The following is an 18,043-nucleotide window of genomic DNA, read 5'->3' as shown; positions in this document are numbered from 1 at the left end:
CCTTTTTTCTGCGGGCGGTGGGGACTGGGCTGCGGCTGGCATACGATGCAGCGCTGCGGCTTGCAACTGCCCTGCGCTGGGGCTAGCACTGGGTCTATGCTGTCCCTTGTCGAAGCCCCGCCCTTTCCGGCCTTGCCCGAAGCTTTCAACCTTGCCGCCCATGTGCTGGCCGAGGGGAATAGGCGGCCGGAGGCGCTTGCGCTGCGGCTGCTGTCGGCGGATCACAGCGAGGATTGGACCTATGGCACGCTGATCGCGGCCATTGGCGGTGTGGCAACCGGATTGCAGGCGCAAGGCTTGCAGCCCGGTGACAGGATCTTGATGCGGCTGGGCAATTCGGTGGCTTTTCCAGTGCTGTTTCTGGCGGCGATCGCGGCGGGGTTTGTGCCGGTGCCCACTTCGGCCATGCTGACCGCGCCCGAGGTGGCGGTGCTGTGTGATCTGGTGGCCCCGGCGCTGATCGTGGCGGATGCGGGGGGGATTGCGCTGCCCGCCAACCCGCCCTGCCCGGTGCTGCCGGCCGCTGCGATGGCCGCGATGTATGATCTGCCGCCTGCCGCGTTTGACTTGGGCGATGCCAACCGGCTGGCCTATATCATCTTCACCTCGGGCACCTCGGGGCGGCCACAACCGGTGGCCCATGCCCATCGCGCCATTCTGGGCCGGGCGATGATGGTGCAAGGCTGGTATGGGCTGACCGCGCAAGACCGCGTGCTGCATGCGGGGGCTTTCAACTGGACCTATACTTTGGGCACGGGCTTGATGGACCCCTGGACCATGGGGGCCACCGCGCTGATCCCTGCGCCGGGCACCCCGCCGCAAGCGCTGGGCGCGCGGCTGGCCGAAGCCCGCGCCACGATCTTTGCCGCCGCCCCCGGTGTCTATCGCCAGATGCTGCGCCACGCCTTGCCCGCTTTGCCCGATCTGCGCCACGGGCTTTCGGCAGGAGAGGCCTTGCCGCAAGCGATCCGCGATCAGTGGCATCAGGCGACCGGCACCCCGATTTTTGAAGCCTTTGGCATGTCCGAGGTTTCGACCTTCATCTCTGGCAGCCCTGCGCGCCCTGCCCCGGCGGGCAGCACCGGTTTTGCCCAACCCGGCCGCCGAATTGCCTTGCTGGGCGAAAATGGCGCCCCGGTGCCGCGCGGCGCGGAAGGCGTGATTGCGGTGGACCGGCGCGACCCCGGCTTGTTTCTGGGCTATTACGGTGATGCCGCCGCGACACAAGCCAGGTTTCAGGGCCCATGGTATCTGACGGGTGACAGCGCCCGCATGGCGCAAGATGGTGCCATCACCTATCTGGGCCGCCATGACGATATGATGAACGCCGGCGGCTACCGCGTCTCACCGATGGAGGTAGAGGCCGCCATGGCCCGTTGCCCCGGCATCAGCGATTGCGCCGCGGTAGAAGTAGAGGTGAAACCCGGCACCAGCATCATCGCCTGCTTTTACGCCAGCCCCGGCCCGCTGCCCGAGGCCGACCTTGCCGCCCATGCCGCGCAATCACTGGCGCGCTACAAACAACCCCGCGCCTATCACCACATGGCGCAACTGCCCCGCAACGCCAATGGCAAGCTGAACCGCAAAAGCTTGCGTCAAAGCTTTGTCAAAGGGTCGCCAAGCCCGCCGCAATAGGGTAGCCCCTGTCTGCCCATCCCAAACAGCCGGACCATGCCATGATACGCCTTGATATTTTCTCTGATCCCATTTGCCCTTGGTGCTATATCGGGAAAACCCTGCTGGACCGGGCGCTGGAAAGCCGCGCCAGCCACCCGTTCAGCGTGGAATGGCATCCGTTTCAATTGAACCCCGGCATGCCCACAGGCGGGATGGACCGCCGCGAATATCTGGAAACGAAATTCGGCGGCAAGCTGCAAGCGGTCGAGGTCTATGCCCGTATTGCAGAGGCTGCCCGCGCCGCCGGGCTGGAGATCAATTTCGAGGCGATCATCCGCACGCCCAATACGCTGGACGCGCATCGCCTGATCCATTGGGCCGGGCTGGAGGGGCGGCAAGGTGCGGTGGTGGGCGCGCTTTTTCGGGCCTATTTCCGCGATGGCCGCGATATCGGTGATGCCGCGACGCTTGCCGAAATCGCAGGCGAGGCGGGGATGGATGCCGCCGCCACCGCGCGCCTGCTGGCCACCGATGCCGACCGCGATGATCTGATCGCCCGCGATGCCGATGCCCGGCAAAAAGGCCTGACCGGGGTGCCGGGCTTTCTGGTGGCCCAGCAATACCTGCTGTCGGGCGCGCAACCGGTGGACACATGGTTGCAAGTGATTGACGAACTGACGGAAAAGCTGACGGATACCGAGGCGGAACCGGATCAAGAGGATCGCCTTTGATCCTTGCGCATCTGCCATCGGGCTATCTGTTGGGCAAAGGGCTGGCCCGCGCCAGACCTGCGGCGGCATGGGTGCTGCCCGCCACGATGCTTGGGGCGGTTTTGCCGGATTTTGACCTGTTCTGGTTTTACCTCATCGACGACCGCGCCTTTCATCACCATCGCTATTGGGTGCATATCCCGGCGTTCTGGGCTGCGGTGGCCGCGATCACCCTGCCCTTGGTGGCGTTCCTCACGCCGCGCGCACTTATCGCGGTGCTTGGCTTTTTCGCGGGGCTCATGCTGCACCTGCTGCTTGATACGTTTGCGGGTGATATCCTCTTGGCTTGGCCATGGTCAGACCGCTTCTTTCACCTTATCACCGTTCCGGCGGCACAATCGCATTGGCTGCTGAACTTCATCCTGCATCCGGTGTTCTTGCTGGAACTTGCAATCATCGCGGCGGCGCTGTGGACCTTTGTCCAAGCCCGCACAAAGGCACAGAAAGCATGACACAGACCCAAACCCGCATGGGGCAAACCGAATTTATCGCCATGATCGCGATGCTGTTTGCCACGATTGCCTTTTCCATCGATTCCATGCTGCCCGCCCTGCCCGTCATCGCAGCCGAGCTGAGCCCCGATGCCCCCAATACCGCGCAACTGATCATCACCAGTTTCGTGCTGGGCATGGGCTTGGGCACCTTTGTCGCGGGGCCGCTGTCGGATAGTTTCGGGCGGCGGCGGATCATCGTGCTGGGGGCCATCCTTTACTGCATCGCGGCGGCGGCTGCCTATTTTGCGCCGACACTGGAAACCCTGCTGATGGCCCGTGTGGTGCAAGGCCTTGGGGCTGCGGCCCCGCGCGTGGTATCGCTGGCGCTGGTGCGTGACCTTTACAAAGGCCGCGACATGGCGCGGATCGTCAGCTTTGCCATGATGATCTTTACCCTCGTTCCAGCCGTGGCCCCCTTGGCCGCCAGTGGCGTCATCTCGGCCTTTGGCTGGCGCAGTATCTTTGCGGCCTTCCTGCTGTTTGCCGCGATTTCAAGCGCTTGGCTGTTGCTGCGCCAACCCGAAACGCTGCCCGCCGAAAGCCGCCGCCCCTTCCGCGCGGCCCCGTTGTTCGCAGCATTGCGCGAGGTGTTGTCACATCGCACCATTGTCACCACCATGGCCGTGCAAACCCTGATTTTTGGCGCACTGTTTGGCACCCTGTCCAGCACCCAGCAAATCTTTGACACCACCTTTGACCGCGGCCCCAGCTTTCCGCTGTGGTTCGCGCTGGTGGCGCTTTGTGCCGGGGTGGCAAGCCCGGTCAACGCGATGCTGGTGGGGCGGTTGGGCATGCGGGTCATGATCACCCGCACGCTGATCGCACAGATCATCCTGTCCTCGACCATGGTCGCGCTGACGCTGGCGGGGGCGCTGCAAGGCGATACAGCCTTTGCCGCCTTCGTGCTGTGGATGATCGGGGTTTTCGCCATGGCCGGGCTGACGCTGGGCAATCTGAACGCACTGGCGCTGGAACCGGTGGGCCATATTGCGGGGATGGCGGCCTCTGTCACCGGGGCGATTTCCACGGTTCTGGCGGTGGCGGTGGCGGCACCTTTGGGGCTGGCCTTTAACGGCACCTATATCCCGATCACGCTGGGGGTGGCGGTGATGGCGATGCTGGCCTTGGCCCTGATGCTGTCCATCCCCAACGCCAAAACCTGACCCGCAACACAGACGCTTAACCCTGCGGGCGCGCAGCCGAAGGCACCACACCGTGATGCCCCTGATAGGCGCGGGCAAAGGCATCGGCGCTGCGATAGCCATAGCGCCGCGCCACCTCGGCCACCCGCCCGCCCCGCGCCAGATCGCCTTGCGCCCGCATCAACCGCCAGCCGCGCAGATAGGCCATCGGCGTTTGCCCTACCACATCGCGAAACCGCCCCATGAAGGCGGACCGGGACATCCCGGCCTCCTCGGCCAGCGCTTGCGCGCTCCAGCCTTGTGCGGGGGCATCGTGAATGGCGACCAGCGCGCGGGCCAGACGCGGCTCTGCCAAGCCAGCCAAAAGCCCCACGGTTTGCTGACCGGATTCGATAGCATGGCGCAGCACATGCACCATCAACCCCTCGACATAGGCCGCCAAAAGCGATTGCGCCCCACAGCGCGGCGCGCCCACCTCGGCCTGCAACAAGGCGGCCAAACCAAGGCGCGGATCGCCGGGGGCCAGCGTCAACGCCACCGCACCGCCCTGCAACAAGGCCTGCCCCAAAGGCCAATGCAGCGCGGCAGACACCAGCGCCGCATCGGGGCACCCCTTGCCCAAGCCCAGGCACAGGCCCGCCCCTTCGGGCGCGATCCACAAACACAGGCCCGCATTGGCCGCAACACTGGGGCCTGCGCGCACCTCACCCACCATCACCCCGCCGATCAAGGTTCCCAAACGGTCCATCTTGGCCCCCTTTCGCCCGCATATCAGGACGCATTGCCGGATAAACTGGACTATTGCCGACACTTAATACGCTATACCATCGGCAGAGCAAGTCAAACACAAGGAACACCCATGCTTATTCCCCGTCACAAAACCCCTGATCTGAACCTGCCGCTGCTGGGCGGCGGCCGTTTTGATCTGGCCAACCCCGGCACCGAACGCGGCACGGTCATCACCTTTTACCGGGGCCTGCATTGCCCGGTCTGCGCCACCTATCTCAAAGAGCTGGAGCGTCTGACCCCCGAATTTGCCAAACGCGGCGTCGGCACCCTTGCCCTTTCCACCGATACCGAAGAGCGCACGCAGGCCATGGCCGACAAGATCGAGGCGAAATCCCTGCGCCTTGCACATGGGCTGTCGCTGGAAAAGGCGCGGGAATGGGGGCTGTATATCTCTACCTCGCGCGGCAAAACCTCTATCGGGATCGAGGAGCCGGCGCTGTTTGCCGAACCGGGGCTGTTCTTGGTGAATGCCGATCAGACGCTGTATTACATGAGCGTGCAAACCATGCCCTTCGTGCGCCCGCATTTCAGCGAACTGCTGGCCGCACTCGATTTCGCAATCGACAAGAACTATCCCGCACGCGGCGAATATACCGGGGCTGTTTAAGGCCCTTACCCAGCGCGCCCCAAGGGGCGCGCTATTTCGAGGCGTCGATCAGCTTTTCTGCCAGCGCCTTGGCAATCGCGAAGGCGCCTTTGATCCGGTCGGCCTCGGTTTTCCAATCCTGCACCAGCACGATCTTGTTGCCATTCACCCGCGCACCCGCTTGGCTTTTGATGAAATCCACCAAGCCCGCCGGATTGGCAAATTTATCGTTGTGAAACTGAATCGTCGCACCTTTTGGCCCTGCATCCAGTCGCGCAATGCCCGCGCGCTTGCACATCGCCTTGATGCGCACCACCAGCATCAGCGTGTTCACGTCCTTTGGCAGCGGGCCGAAGCGGTCAATCAGTTCCGCCGCAAAACCTTCCAGTTCCACCTTGGTCGCAAGCCCCGACAAACGCCGATAAAGCCCCAGACGCAGATCGAGGTCTGGCACATAAGCCTCTGGAATCAAGACAGGAACGCCAAGATTGATATTTGGCGCCCATTGGTCGTCGACCTCGGCCAGGCCCGCAATCTCACCCGAGCGCAGCTTGGAAATCGTTTCCTCCAGCATGGATTGATACAGCTCATACCCGACCTCTTTGATATGGCCGGATTGCTCCTCGCCCAGCAAATTCCCCGCGCCGCGCAGATCAAGATCATGGCTGGCAAGGTTGAACCCTGCCCCAAGGCTGTCCAAAGACCCCAGCAGCCGCAGCCGTTTCATCGCCTGCGGCGTCAGTGGCGCGCGGGGTTTCGTGGTCAGATAGCAATAGGCCCGCGTCTTGGCCCGGCCCACGCGCCCCCGGATCTGATAGAGCTGGCTAAGGCCGAACATATCGGCGCGGTGGATGATCATCGTATTGGCGGTGGGAATATCCAGACCGGATTCAACGATAGAAGTAGCGACCAGAACATCCTGTTTTCCATCGTAAAAATCATTCATCCGCTGGTCCAGATCGCCCGCCGCCAATTGCCCATGGGCGACCATATAGGTCACTTCCGGCACATGGGTTTTCAGAAAATCCTCGACAAAAGGCAGGTCGGAAATCCGCGGCACCACAAAGAAGGACTGCCCGCCGCGATAACGTTCGCGCAGCAGGGCCTCACGGATGGTCACGGTATCAAATTCGCTGACATAGGTGCGGATGGCCAAGCGGTCCACCGGTGGCGTGGCGATGATCGACAGGTCCCGCACCCCGGTCAAAGACAGTTGCAAGGTGCGCGGAATCGGTGTCGCCGTCAGCGTCAGCACATGCACATCCGACCGCATTTCCTTCAGCCGTTCCTTATGGCCCACGCCGAAATGTTGTTCTTCATCAATGACAAGCAGGCCGATGTTCTTGAATTTGATCGCCTTGGCAAGCACCGCATGGGTGCCCACCACGATATCCACCGTGCCATCGGCAAGGCCCGCACGGGTGCCTGCGGCCTCTTTCGCACTAACAAAGCGCGACAAGGGTTTGACATTTATAGGAAATCCGCGAAAACGCTCGGCAAAGCTGCGGTAGTGCTGCCGCGCCAGCAAGGTCGTCGGCGCGATCACGGCCACCTGCATGCCCGACAGCGCCGCCACAAAGGCCGCGCGCATGGCGACTTCGGTTTTGCCAAAGCCGACATCGCCCACGATCAAACGGTCCATCGGGCTGCCCGCCTCCAGATCCGCGATCACATCGGCAATCGCGCTGAGTTGATCCTCGGTTTCGGTATAGGGAAAGCGGGCGGCAAAGGCCTCCCACATGGAATGAGGGGCCTCCAACACCGGGGCCTTGCGCAGATGACGTTCGGCCGCAATGCGCATCAGGCGTTCGGCAATCTCGCGGATACGCGCCTTCAGCTTGGCTTTCTTGGCCTGCCATGCGCCGCCGCCAAGCCGGTCCAGCAACCCTTCTTCATGACCATATCGGCTTAGAAGTTCAATGTTTTCAACGGGTAGGTAAAGCTTGGCATTTTCGGCATATTCAATGCTCAGGCATTCATGCGGGGCCCCCAGCGCGGTGATGGTTTCCAACCCGTGATAGCGCCCGACCCCATGTTCGACATGCACGACCAGATCGCCGGGCGACAGGGTTTCGACATCGCGCAAGAAGTTATCAGCCTTGCGCTTGCGCTTGGGTTTGCCGACAAGCCGGTCGCCCAGCACGTCCTGTTCGGAAATCACCGCCAGCCCCGGCGCGGTAAACCCTGCCTCCAGCGGCCAGATCATCAGGTAAAGCCCGCCCGTGCCTTTCACCTCCCGGATATCGGCAATCTCACGCGCGCCTTCTATGCCTTGGTCAACGATCAAACCGCGCAACCGTTCCCGCGCGCCTTCGGACCATGAAGCGATGACCACATTCGCACCTTTGCGCAATGCTTTAACATGATCGGCAAGCGCATTGAAAAGACTTATATTTTCCTGCTGACGTTCAGGCGCAAAACTGCGCCCCAGCCGCCCGCCGGCATCCAGCACCCCCGGCCCCGGCGATTGCGCCAAAGGCGACAACTGGATCACCCGCGTCTCGGCCAGTGCGGCCTCCCATGCCGCATCATCCAGATACAAAAGCCCCGGCGCGGCGGGTTTATACACCGTATCCATCCGGCCCTTGGCGCGCATCGCCTCCATCCGGGCGTCATATTGGTCGTCGATGCTGTCCCAGCGCGCCAGTCGCGCGGGCGTCACCTGATCGTCCAGCATCACCGAAGCACCCGGCATATAGTCGAACAGGGTTTCCAGTTCGGCATGGAAAAACGGCAGCCAATGCTCCATCCCCTGATGCTTGCGGCCCGCACTCACCGCCTCATACAGCGGATCATCCGAGCCGCCTGCGCCAAACTCTACCCGGTAATTCTGCCGAAAGCGCGAAATCGCGGCCTCGTCCAGAATGACCTCGGACACCGGGGCAAATTCCACCGCTTTCAGCTTTTCGGTGGTGCGCTGGGTTTCCGGGTCAAAGCGGCGCGCACCGTCCAGCACATCACCGAACAGATCAAGCCGCACCGGGCCACCCGGCCCCGGCGGGTAAATATCAATGATGCCGCCGCGAATGGCATAATCGCCGGGTTCGGCCACGGTCGGGCTGGGGGTAAAGCCCATGCGCGTCAGGAAATTGCGCAGCGATTCCTCATTCAGGCGATGGCCGACGGTGGCGGAAAAGGACGACTCGCGCAGCACCGCCCGCGTGGGCAAACGCTGGGTTGCGGCATTCAGCGTGGTCAGCAGCACGAACGCCCCCGGCACCCCTTGCGCCAAGGCCGCCAAAGTTGCCATCCGGCGCGAGATGATATCGGGATTGGGCGACACCCGATCATAGGGCAAGCAATCCCAGGCGGGCAGTTCCAGCACCACCACATCGGGTGCCATCACGGCCAGCGCCTCGCGCATCGCCTCCAGCCGCTTGTCGTCGCGTGCGACATGGATCACGGGCGCGCCGCGTGCCAGTTCCTTGGCGATCAAAGCGGCATCAAACCCCTCGGGTGCGCCGCCCAGTATAATCCGCTGCCCGGTATTTTTGGTCATAAGCTCAATCAGGCCACAGGTTGAACACTTGCATATTCTGCCACATGCCCCAAAGCGATGTGATGAATATGGACACCATTCCAATGGCTTGCACCGTCATCCTGTGACGGCCAAGGCGACGGTAAAGCGCCTCGCCCTCCAGCTCTTGCAAGGTGATCTCCTGCGCGGTGGACAGACTGAGCGCGCCGACAATGACCATCGGGGCCAAAAGCAGAAACACCGCCTGTGCAAATTCCACCCAATAGACGAAGCCCAAGACGATAAGCATGGTAAAGAAAAACGCCATCAACCCGATCAGCCAAAGGCCCGACACCCGCGCGATGAACAAAAGCCGCCGCGCGTTGATGCCAACCAGCGCGTGCAGATCCTCGGCCGTTTCGCCCCCGGCACGGCGCGCACGCCCCACCATATCAAACGGCACGCCCAGCACCCAATGGCTTGTGGTGGACCACAGAACCGCAAGGGCAATCCAATACCAAAGATTCGAGAAAGACCGAAGGTCGATCAGCTCAAAAACCGTTTTATACCAATCCAATGCGCCAACCTTCATCTCGTGGACCGCAAGCCCGCGTCAGGGGGCCGCAATGCGTTGCGTCATTCCTACCCTTGAGACGCGCGCTTTTCCATGGCAGGCAGAAGAAAAAAATCGCACCCTTTGGCATATAGACCACAACACATAGGAATTTGCCCATGCGCCCCACCATTGGCCCCTTTCCCGCGACCCGGTTCCGCCGTTTGCGCCGCGCGGATGGGCTGCGTCGTCTGGCACAGGAAAACACGCTGTCGGTCAATGATCTGATCTGGCCGCTGTTCGTGCAGGACGGGGTGAACCAAACCACGCCTGTGGCGGCGATGCCGGGCGTTTCGCGGCTGTCGGTCGATCTGATCGTGAAAGCGGCAGAGGAGGCGGCGAGTTTGGGCATCCCGGCCCTGTGCCTGTTTCCCTATACCGACCCCGATCTGCGCACCGAAAGCTGCGAAGAAGCGTGGAGCCAGGACAACCTTGCCAATACCGCGATCCGCGCCATCAAGGCCGCTGTGCCGCAGATGGTGGTGATGACAGATGTGGCGCTGGACCCCTATAACGCCAATGGCCATGACGGGCTGGTGCGCGATGGCATCATTCTGAACGATGAAACCGTGGAAGCGCTGGTGAAGATGTCGCTGGCGCAGGCTGAGGCCGGGGCCGATATTCTGGGCCCGTCGGATATGATGGATGGCCGTATCGGTGCCATGCGGCAAGCGCTGGAAATGGCGGGATATCAAGATGTTGCGATCATGTCTTACGCCGCGAAATACGCGTCGGCCTTTTACGGCCCCTTCCGCGAGGCGGTGGGCGCGGGCAGCCGACTGGTGGGCGACAAGAAAACCTATCAGATGAACCCCGCCAACAGCGACGAGGCGCTGCGCCTGATCGAACGCGACCTGAGCGAAGGGGCCGATATGGTGATGGTCAAGCCCGGCATGCCCTATCTCGATATCTGTCGCCGGGTCAAAGATGCCTTTGGCGCGCCGACCTATGCCTATCAGGTTTCGGGCGAATATGCGATGATTCAGGCTGCGGCGCAGAACGGTTGGATTGATGGCGAAAAGGCGATGCTGGAAAGCCTGCTGGCCTTCCGGCGGGCCGGATGTGACGGGGTGCTGACCTATTTCGCGCCGCGCGTGGCCCGCATCTTGCAAGATCATGCCTAAAGCCGGGGCCAAGGCAGGCTGGTAGATGACAGCGGCGTAAAACCACGCTATCTTGTGGCAGATGGCCGACACAGGCCCAATGATTTGAGCAATCGGCGACCGGCAAAACCCGGCGCATCATATGAGGCGGCAGAACATGAATGCATTGAACAGACGGCACTTTTTGGGTGCAACCGTGGCAAGCTTTGCCCTTGGGGGCTGTGCGAACGGCATTGGCGGCGGTGGTGGCGCGCGGCTGGATGCGCGGGTCGATGCAACACGGGATTTCCTGTTCGGTCGTTACCCCGGCACCCGCGAACTTGCCGCGAAAAGCTATGGCGTGCTGTATATGCCGCTGATCACCGAAGCGGGCTTTGGCATCGGCGGCGCTTACGGCCAAGGCGCATTGCGCATCAATGACGTGACGGTGGATTACTATTCGACCACGCGGGCCACCGTGGGCTTTCAGATCGGCGCGCAGCAATATGCCCATGCGCTGTTTTTCCTGACAGAGGCCGCTTTGGGCGATTTCCGCCGCGCCCCCGGTTGGGCCGCCGGGGCCGATATCCGCTATGCCACCCCGGATCAGGGCGCGAGCCTTGGCAAGGAAACCACCGAGATCAACCCGGTGATCGCCCTTGTGTTCGGCCAATCCGGCCTGATCGCCGGGGCCACGCTGGCCGGAACCAAATACACGCGGATCATCCCGTAAGCATCGGCCCCAATCCCCGATTTTCCCTTGAAAATTCGGGGATTGCCGTGATTAGCGCAACCGTTTGATCAGGCTGGACGTATCCCAGCGCCCGCCGCCCATTTCTTGCACTTCCTTGTAATACTGGTCGACGATCTCGGTCACGGGCAGCTTTGCGCCGATCTCTTTGGCGGTGGCAAGGCAGATGCCCAGATCCTTGCGCATCCAATCCACGGCGAACCCATGGTTGAACTCATCCGCCAGCATGGTCGCATGGCGGTTGTTCATCTGCCAAGACCCTGCGGCCCCGCCGGAAATCGCCTCGACCACGGCTTTGCCATCCATCCCGGCTTTTTCGCCAAAGGCCAGCGCCTCGGACAGGCCCTGCACCAGCCCCGCGATGCAAATCTGGTTCATCATCTTGGCGATCTGCCCGGACCCGCTTTCGCCCAGATATTTCCGTGATTTGGAATAGGCCCCCATGATCGCCTCGACAAAGCCGAACTGCCGCTCATCGCCGCCGCACATGATCGACAAGACGCCATTCTCGGCCCCCGATTGCCCGCCCGAAACCGGCGCGTCGATGAACCAGACATTCGCCTCGCGCGCCAAGGCGGCCATTTCGCGGGTGACTTGGGCGGAAACCGTGGTGTGGTCGATGAAAACGGCATCCTTGACCATCCCGGCAAAGGCACCATCCGGCCCGGTGCAAATGCTGCGCAGATCGTCATCATTGCCGACACAGGCCATCACGAAATCTTGGCCCATCGCCGCCTCACGCGGGGTTGCGGCCATCCGCCCGCCATGTTTCTTCACCCATGCCTCGGCTTTTGCGGGGGTGCGATTATACACCGTCACCTGATGGCCCAAGGTCGCCAGATGCCCGGCCATGGGAAAGCCCATCACACCCAAACCCAAAAATGCTACACTTGCCATTGCCTCTTCCCTTCCAATTGCCTCGCGTCACAGGATCGCATAGGTAACCACCCTAACCCTGCCGTCAAGAAAAGACCGCCCATGTTTACCGCGTTTCGCTGGCTCACTCGGATTTTTGTCGGGCTTCTGGCCCTGACTGCCTTTGCGCTGATCATCGCCTATTTCTTCCTGTCCCGCTCGCTTCCCGATTATGCCGAGGATTTCACCTTGGACGGGATCAGCGCCGAGGTGGAAATCGTGCGCAACAATGCCAATGTGCCGCATATCTTTGGGGCCAGTGATGACGATGTGTATTTCGCGCTTGGCTTTGCCCATGCGCAGGACCGGCTGTGGCAAATGACCATGCTGCGCCGCACCGTGCAGGGCCGCCTGTCCGAGGTGTTTGGCGAACGCACGCTGAAGATTGACGAGCTGATGCGCCGCTATGATCTGTATCCGCTGGCCAGCCAGTCGTTTGACGCGCAGGATGACGCAACCCGCGCCGCACTGGAGGCTTATGCCCGTGGCGTCAACGCCTGGATCGGTGAGGTGAATGCCAAGGCGCGCGGTCGTGGCGCGCCCGAGTTCTTTTTCTTTTCCAACGAAATCGCGGCATGGCAACCTGCCGACAGTCTGGCGCTGATCAAGCTGATGGCGCTGCAACTGTCGGGCCATCTGGAATCAGAGGTGCTGCGCGCCCGCACCTCGCTTTTGCTGCCCGAAGCGCGGCTGCGCGATATTCTGCCCGATGCCCCCGGCACAAGCGTCACCGCCCTGCCCGATTATGCCAGCCTGATGCCCAGCCCGCCCCCCGGCGGCTTTCCGCAGCGCGTGGCGCAAGACCCGCTGTCGCCCTTCCCCGAGGCCCCCTTTACCGGCGCCTCGAACGCTTGGGCCGCAGCCCCCGGTCGCTCTGCCGCGGGTGGGGCTTTGCTGGCCAATGATCCGCATCTGGGCTTTACCGCCCCGACGCTGTGGTATCTGGCGCGGCTGGAATTTGCCTCCGGGGGCGTGATCGGGGCCACCATCCCCGGCATCCCTGCTGTGATGATCGGTCGGTCCGAGGCTTTGGGCTGGGGCGTCACCTCGGCCTATCTGGATGATCAGGATGTGGTGATGGAACGCATCAACCCTGACAACAACCAGCAATATGCCAGCGGTGCCGGCTGGAAAGAGTTTGAAACCCGCCGCTCCATCATCACGGTCAAGGATAAAGACCCCGTCACCATCACCCTGCGCTGGTCGGATGCAGGCCCCGTGCTGCCCGGCAGCCATTACAACCTTGCCACCGTTACGCCCCCCGGCCATGTCGCCGCCCTGTCATGGACGGCATTGTCGGCGCAAGACACCTCGATGACCGCCGCTTTGCGGATCATGAAGGCCCGCTCCATCCCCGAGGCGCTGGAGGCCGGCCGCTTGCATATCGCCCCGGCCCAGAACCTGATGCTGGCCGATAGCGATGGCATCGCCCTTCAACTGATCGGCGTCGTGCCCAACCGCAACCCCGCCCATGAAACCCAAGGCCGCATGCCCGCCACGGGCGACAAGCTGCAAAACCGCTGGGCCGGGATGCAGGATTACAGCCGAAATCTGCGCGTGATGAACCCAAGCTCTGGCCTGCTTGGCAATACCAATAACAAAACCACCGACGCGCCTTTCCCCGACAATATCAGCGCCACATGGGGCGACACCCACCGCATCCAGCGCTGGCTGACCCTGATGAAAACCCGCGAGGTCCACACCCGCGAAAGCTTCATCGAGGCACAACTGGACACCGTTTCGCCCATCGCCCGCGCGGTGCTGCCGCTGATCGGGGCGGATCTGTGGTTCACCGGCACACCTTCCGCCGAAGGCACGCCCGAACATCTGCGCGAACGCGCGCTTCAATTGCTGGCCGAATGGAACGGCGAGATGAACGAGCATCTGCCCGAACCGCTGATCTATGCGGCTTGGGTCCGCACCCTGCAAGACCGCCTGATCCGGGATGAGCTTGGCCCCTTGGCCGATGCCTATACCCATGCCGATCCGGTGTTTCTGGAACGCGTGTTCCGCAATACCGACGGGGCAGCAAGCTGGTGTGACATCCTGCAATCGGCCGCGATTGAAACCTGCACCGATATTTCCCGGATCGCGCTGGATGAAACGCTTTTGCGCCTGTCCGAACAATATGGCCCGCAGATCGAAACCTGGCGCTGGGGCGATGCCCATCAGGCCACGCATGACCACCCTGTCATGGGCTCTGTGCCCTTCCTGCGCTATTTCGTGAACCTGCGCCAATCCACCAGCGGCGGCGACAGCACCTTGATGCGCGGCCTGACCAAAGGCACCGACCCGGACCCCTTCCTGAACGTGCATGGCGCGGGCTATCGCGGCGTGTATGATTTCGCTGATCCCGACAGCTCGGTCTTTATCACCTCCACAGGGCAATCGGGCCACCCGCTGTCGCGGCATTACGATGATCTGGGTGTTTTGTGGCGGCGCGGCGAATATATCCCGATGAGCCTTGATCCAGAACTCGCCCGTGCGGCAGCCGTGGGCATCACCCATCTGCGCCCGCGCTAGGATTTCGCGCAAGCCACTGTTTTGCCACTTGCTTTGGGTGCGGCTTCGCGCCTAACCTTTCGTATAGGTATTTGACTCGATCCTTTTACAAAAGCGGAGCTTTTTATGGCTGTCCTAGCAGAACCCAACACCTCCAGCGCCATCATGATGGAGGCGCAGAAACTGCTGAACAAATCAGCCCTGCAAACCCGCGCCCCCGAAAATGGCGCCTTTGACAAGGCAACCCTTGCCGCCATCAAACAATTCCAAACCGAATCCGGGCTGCGCCCCACTGGCGTGCTGGATGACGCCTTGATGAAGGTGCTCAGATCCGCCGCAGGCAAACCCAATCCGACCAAACAGATCACCATCAACGGCAAGATCTACCTCTTTACCGATGCCGAATATAAACTGCTGGTCAAACGCATCGCCAAGGATTTCGAAAAGGCGATGATCGTGCTGCGCGGCGCCGTCGCCGAGGCGCGCGGCATCTGGGATTCGCAAAAACGCCTGAACAACGATCAATATATCGTCGCTTGGTGTATCGAGGTTTACGCAGGCACATCGCTGCCCCCCGAAAGCCTGATCAAGACCGCCGAGGCGGGCGTTAAGGCGGCCGATGCCGCGCTGAAAGCCGGCAATCTGCGCGATTTTTCGCGGATTTTTCCAAAAGCCGAAAAACAGGCCAATGACGCCCGCAGCAAGATGAAAACCTACCTCGCCAAGATCATCGACGGCGGCGAAGGCATGGTGACAGGGCTTCAGATCGTCTCTGGCACCAGCTTCGTGATCGTGGGCATCATCGCAGCCCCGGTCGCCGCCAGCTATGGCGCAGGCGCGCTGACGGCGGCTGTCGTCGCGGGCGCGGGCACCAGTGCCGTGGAAACCATCGCCAATGAGGTGGGCAAAGGCATCTCGGGCGATAGCAAAGGCATCGGTGACGCCGCCTTCAACGTGCTGAAAGACAGTTTCATCGGCGGCACCGTGGGCGCGCTGGTCAAAGGCAAGGCCGGGGAAAAGATCATCGCCAAAGTCGGCCCCCTTGTCGCCAAAAAGCTCAGTGGCAAACTGTTCGAGAAGGCCAGCGAAAAAGCCATCACCAGCTTTGTCATCAATTATTTCAAGAACAACGGTGCCAATATCCTCGAAGGCGTTATCCAGGACGTGCTCAAGGAATTCAAATCCAACGCCACCGGGCTGACCTTTGACAAATTCTGCGGCATCGTTGCCAAACAGGTCGCGACCGCCGGGGCCTTTGCCAAATTCGGCAAGGCTGGCGATGTCAGCGCCAAGGCGCTGATGGCCAAATTGCCCAGCTCGGTGAAAAAAGACCTGCTGAAATCCTTGGGCGACAAGGCCAAAGAGGCCGACCTGACCCCGATCTTCGCCAAAGTCTTTGATGAAACCGGCAAGGAACTGGCCGGCAAGGTCTATGACAAAGTGCTCTCCTCGGCCACGGGCAAGGAAAGTCCCGAACAGATCGAAGCCAAAATCCTCGGCGAATATGCCACCAATAAAAAACTGATCGACGCGGTAAAGGCCGAAGCCGAAAAGAACGCCAAGAAAAAGAAATAGGCCACGCGCCCGTTTTCATCTTGGCGAAAATACCTTCAGGGGGTGAATTGGCCGCAAGGCCAAGGGGGGGCGTGAACGCCCCCCCGCGCCCGGCTCGATAAACCCACAGGGTCAGATCAGCGCCTGAAACGCCTTTTCCTGCCGCTCGGTCCACAAAACGCGCAAAACCCAGCCCTTGTCGGAAAGCTGTTCATCCTCGATCACGCCTTCGGCATGCAACCAGGCATGCGCGCGACCTTGGGCGAAATCCAGTTCCAGCCGCGCCTCGGTTCTTGCCAGTTCAAACGCAGCCGAAACGGCAGCTAGCAAGCGGTCAATCCCGGCCCCGGTCAGCGCGGATAGGGCAAAGACATGCTCTGTCTTTTCCGCCTGCCCCTCCAATGCGGCGCGGGCGGTATCATCGACCAGATCCAGCTTGTTCCAGATTTCGAACTGCGGGGTTTCGGCCCGCACGCCCAGACTGGTCAGAATATCGGCCACATCTGCTGCCTGTTCCGCCGATTCCGGGTGGCTGATATCGCGCACATGCAAGATCAGATCGGCCTCCAGCACCTCCTCCAAAGTGGCGCGAAAGGCTGCGACCAATTGCGTCGGCAGGTCAGAAATGAAGCCCACCGTATCCGACAAGATCACCTTGCGGCCATCGGGCAGTTCCAAGCCGCGCATCGTCGGGTCCAGCGTGGCAAACAGCATATCCTTGGCCAAAACCTCGGCCCCGGTGATGCGGTTGAACAGCGTCGATTTCCCGGCATTGGTATAGCCCACCAGCGCCACCACCGGAAACGGCACCTTGCGCCGCGCGGCGCGGTGTAATTCGCGGGTTTTCACCACTTTGTCCAATTGCCGCTTGATCCGCACGACCTGATCGTCAATCGCGCGGCGGTCCGCCTCGATCTGCGTCTCCCCCGGCCCGCCGACAAAGCCAAGGCCGCCGCGCTGACGTTCCAGGTGGGTCCAGGCCCGCACCAACCGCGTGCGCTGATAAGACAGCGCGGCCAGTTCCACCTGAAGCACACCTTCGCGCGTGCGCGCACGATCGGCAAAGATTTCCAGAATCAACCCGGTCCGGTCCAGCAGCTTGACGCCCCATTCCTTTTCAAGGTTGCGCTGCTGCACCGGCGTCACCGGCCCGTCGATCAGCACCAACCCGATATGCAAGTCCTTGATGCGCGCCGCAATCTCGGCCACCTTGCCGGACCCGAACAGCATCCCCGGATGCAGCTTTGGCAGGCGCACGATCTCGCCGCCCACCACCTCCAGCCCCGGCAGGGCTGCCGCCAGTGATGTCGCCTCGGCCAGCCCATGTTCGGGCAAACGGCGGGACCGCGCCGATTTCAGATCAGGGTGCAGCACATAGGCCAGCGTGCTTTCGGCACGGGTATCATGCCCGGCCAAGCGCAATTCGACCGAAAAGCCATCTTCCGGGTCGTGCTCCAGATCAGGCAAGTTTACTCTTCGCCTTCATAAAGGCTGATGGGCGCACCCGGCATGATGGTCGAAATCGCATGCTTGTAAACAAGCTGAGACTGCCCATCGCGGCGCAACAACACACAAAAATTGTCAAACCAAGTGATAACGCCTTGCAGCTTGACACCATTAATCAAAAAAATCGTCACCGGAACCTTCGCCTTGCGGACATGGTTCAAAAATGCGTCTTGGAGATTCTGTTTATCGGAAGCCATTATTACATTGCCTTTTTTTCTTGTTGTTACCGTCCTGGCCCTCGGCCCTCCCCGAAGGAATATGCTTG

General features: G+C 61.7%; 15 protein-coding genes. 9 read left to right on the top strand and 6 right to left on the bottom strand.

What is annotated here, in order from left to right:
* The first annotated feature begins 96 nt into the window (after positions 1–96).
* The 4 genes from EGN72_RS09210 to EGN72_RS09195 are packed head-to-tail and all read left to right on the top strand — an operon-like array spanning position 97 to position 4,044.
* The gene (locus EGN72_RS09210) at positions 97–1,635 is read left to right on the top strand and encodes a class I adenylate-forming enzyme family protein (protein WP_127046806.1); all 1,539 of its coding nucleotides are present in this window, start codon (positions 97–99) and stop codon (positions 1,633–1,635) included.
* A 41-nt stretch (positions 1,636–1,676) separates the two neighbouring features.
* Positions 1,677–2,348: a DsbA family oxidoreductase gene (locus EGN72_RS09205; protein ID WP_127046805.1), complete on the top strand. Its 672-nt coding sequence runs from the start codon at positions 1,677–1,679 to the stop codon at positions 2,346–2,348.
* Positions 2,345–2,839 carry a metal-dependent hydrolase gene (locus EGN72_RS09200; RefSeq protein ID WP_127046803.1) on the top strand — a complete coding sequence of 165 codons (495 nt, stop codon included), beginning with the start codon at positions 2,345–2,347 and terminating at the stop codon, positions 2,837–2,839. The genes EGN72_RS09205 and EGN72_RS09200 overlap by 4 nt, the downstream gene beginning before the upstream one ends.
* Positions 2,836–4,044 (top strand): MFS transporter, encoded by a 1,209-nt coding sequence (locus tag EGN72_RS09195; RefSeq protein WP_127046800.1) that lies wholly within the window; start codon positions 2,836–2,838, stop codon positions 4,042–4,044. The genes EGN72_RS09200 and EGN72_RS09195 overlap by 4 nt, the downstream gene beginning before the upstream one ends.
* A 16-nt stretch (positions 4,045–4,060) precedes the next feature.
* On the opposite strand, the gene EGN72_RS09190 is transcribed toward EGN72_RS09195, so the two are convergent.
* Positions 4,061–4,771, bottom strand: coding sequence for a helix-turn-helix transcriptional regulator (locus EGN72_RS09190; protein ID WP_127046798.1), 711 nt, complete (start codon positions 4,769–4,771; stop codon positions 4,061–4,063).
* 111 nt (positions 4,772–4,882) lie between these two features.
* Between EGN72_RS09190 and EGN72_RS09185 the strand changes: the two genes are divergently transcribed.
* On the top strand, positions 4,883–5,419 hold the full coding sequence (locus EGN72_RS09185) for a peroxiredoxin-like family protein (protein ID WP_127046796.1): 537 nt from the start codon (positions 4,883–4,885) through the stop codon (positions 5,417–5,419).
* Positions 5,420–5,450: 31 nt separating this feature from the next.
* On the opposite strand, the gene mfd is transcribed toward EGN72_RS09185, so the two are convergent.
* Together mfd and EGN72_RS09175 are read right to left on the bottom strand one after the other, a co-directional pair.
* A complete protein-coding gene (gene mfd, locus EGN72_RS09180) occupies positions 5,451–8,897 on the bottom strand; it encodes a transcription-repair coupling factor (protein ID WP_127046794.1) in 3,447 nt (1,148 codons plus the stop codon).
* Between the two features lie 4 nt (positions 8,898–8,901).
* Positions 8,902–9,432: a component of SufBCD complex gene (locus EGN72_RS09175; protein ID WP_127047007.1), complete on the bottom strand. Its 531-nt coding sequence runs from the start codon at positions 9,430–9,432 to the stop codon at positions 8,902–8,904.
* A 155-nt stretch (positions 9,433–9,587) separates the two neighbouring features.
* Here EGN72_RS09175 and hemB point away from each other — a divergent pair, with 155 nt between their 5' ends.
* Both hemB and EGN72_RS09165 read left to right on the top strand, forming a co-directional pair.
* Positions 9,588–10,592, top strand: coding sequence for a porphobilinogen synthase (gene hemB / locus EGN72_RS09170; RefSeq protein ID WP_127046792.1), 1,005 nt, complete (start codon positions 9,588–9,590; stop codon positions 10,590–10,592).
* 136 nt (positions 10,593–10,728) lie between these two features.
* Complete coding sequence (locus tag EGN72_RS09165) at positions 10,729–11,283, top strand: YSC84-related protein (protein ID WP_127046790.1); 555 nt, start codon at positions 10,729–10,731, stop codon at positions 11,281–11,283.
* 51 nt (positions 11,284–11,334) lie between these two features.
* Here the strand turns inward: EGN72_RS09165 and EGN72_RS09160 are convergent, their stop codons facing one another.
* Complete coding sequence (locus tag EGN72_RS09160) at positions 11,335–12,198, bottom strand: NAD(P)-dependent oxidoreductase (RefSeq protein ID WP_127046788.1); 864 nt, start codon at positions 12,196–12,198, stop codon at positions 11,335–11,337.
* An 81-nt stretch (positions 12,199–12,279) separates the two neighbouring features.
* Here EGN72_RS09160 and EGN72_RS09155 point away from each other — a divergent pair, with 81 nt between their 5' ends.
* Positions 12,280–14,739 carry a penicillin acylase family protein gene (locus EGN72_RS09155; RefSeq protein ID WP_127046786.1) on the top strand — a complete coding sequence of 820 codons (2,460 nt, stop codon included), beginning with the start codon at positions 12,280–12,282 and terminating at the stop codon, positions 14,737–14,739.
* 105 nt (positions 14,740–14,844) lie between these two features.
* Positions 14,845–16,293, top strand: a complete 1,449-nt coding sequence (locus tag EGN72_RS09150; RefSeq protein WP_127046784.1) for a peptidoglycan-binding domain-containing protein — start codon at positions 14,845–14,847, stop codon at positions 16,291–16,293.
* Positions 16,294–16,404: 111 nt separating this feature from the next.
* Here the strand turns inward: EGN72_RS09150 and hflX are convergent, their stop codons facing one another.
* On the bottom strand, positions 16,405–17,688 hold the full coding sequence (gene hflX / locus EGN72_RS09145) for a GTPase HflX (RefSeq protein WP_233587098.1): 1,284 nt from the start codon (positions 17,686–17,688) through the stop codon (positions 16,405–16,407).
* 53 nt (positions 17,689–17,741) lie between these two features.
* The gene (hfq, locus tag EGN72_RS09140; protein ID WP_022704857.1) at positions 17,742–17,975 is read right to left on the bottom strand and encodes an RNA chaperone Hfq; all 234 of its coding nucleotides are present in this window, start codon (positions 17,973–17,975) and stop codon (positions 17,742–17,744) included.
* Between the last annotated feature and the right edge of the window lie 68 nt (positions 17,976–18,043).

Origin of the sequence: Pseudorhodobacter sp. E13 (assembly GCF_003991405.1) — a bacterium.
GTDB lineage: Bacteria > Pseudomonadota > Alphaproteobacteria > Rhodobacterales > Rhodobacteraceae > Pseudorhodobacter.
This window is presented reverse-complemented; position numbering and strand designations above follow the sequence as displayed.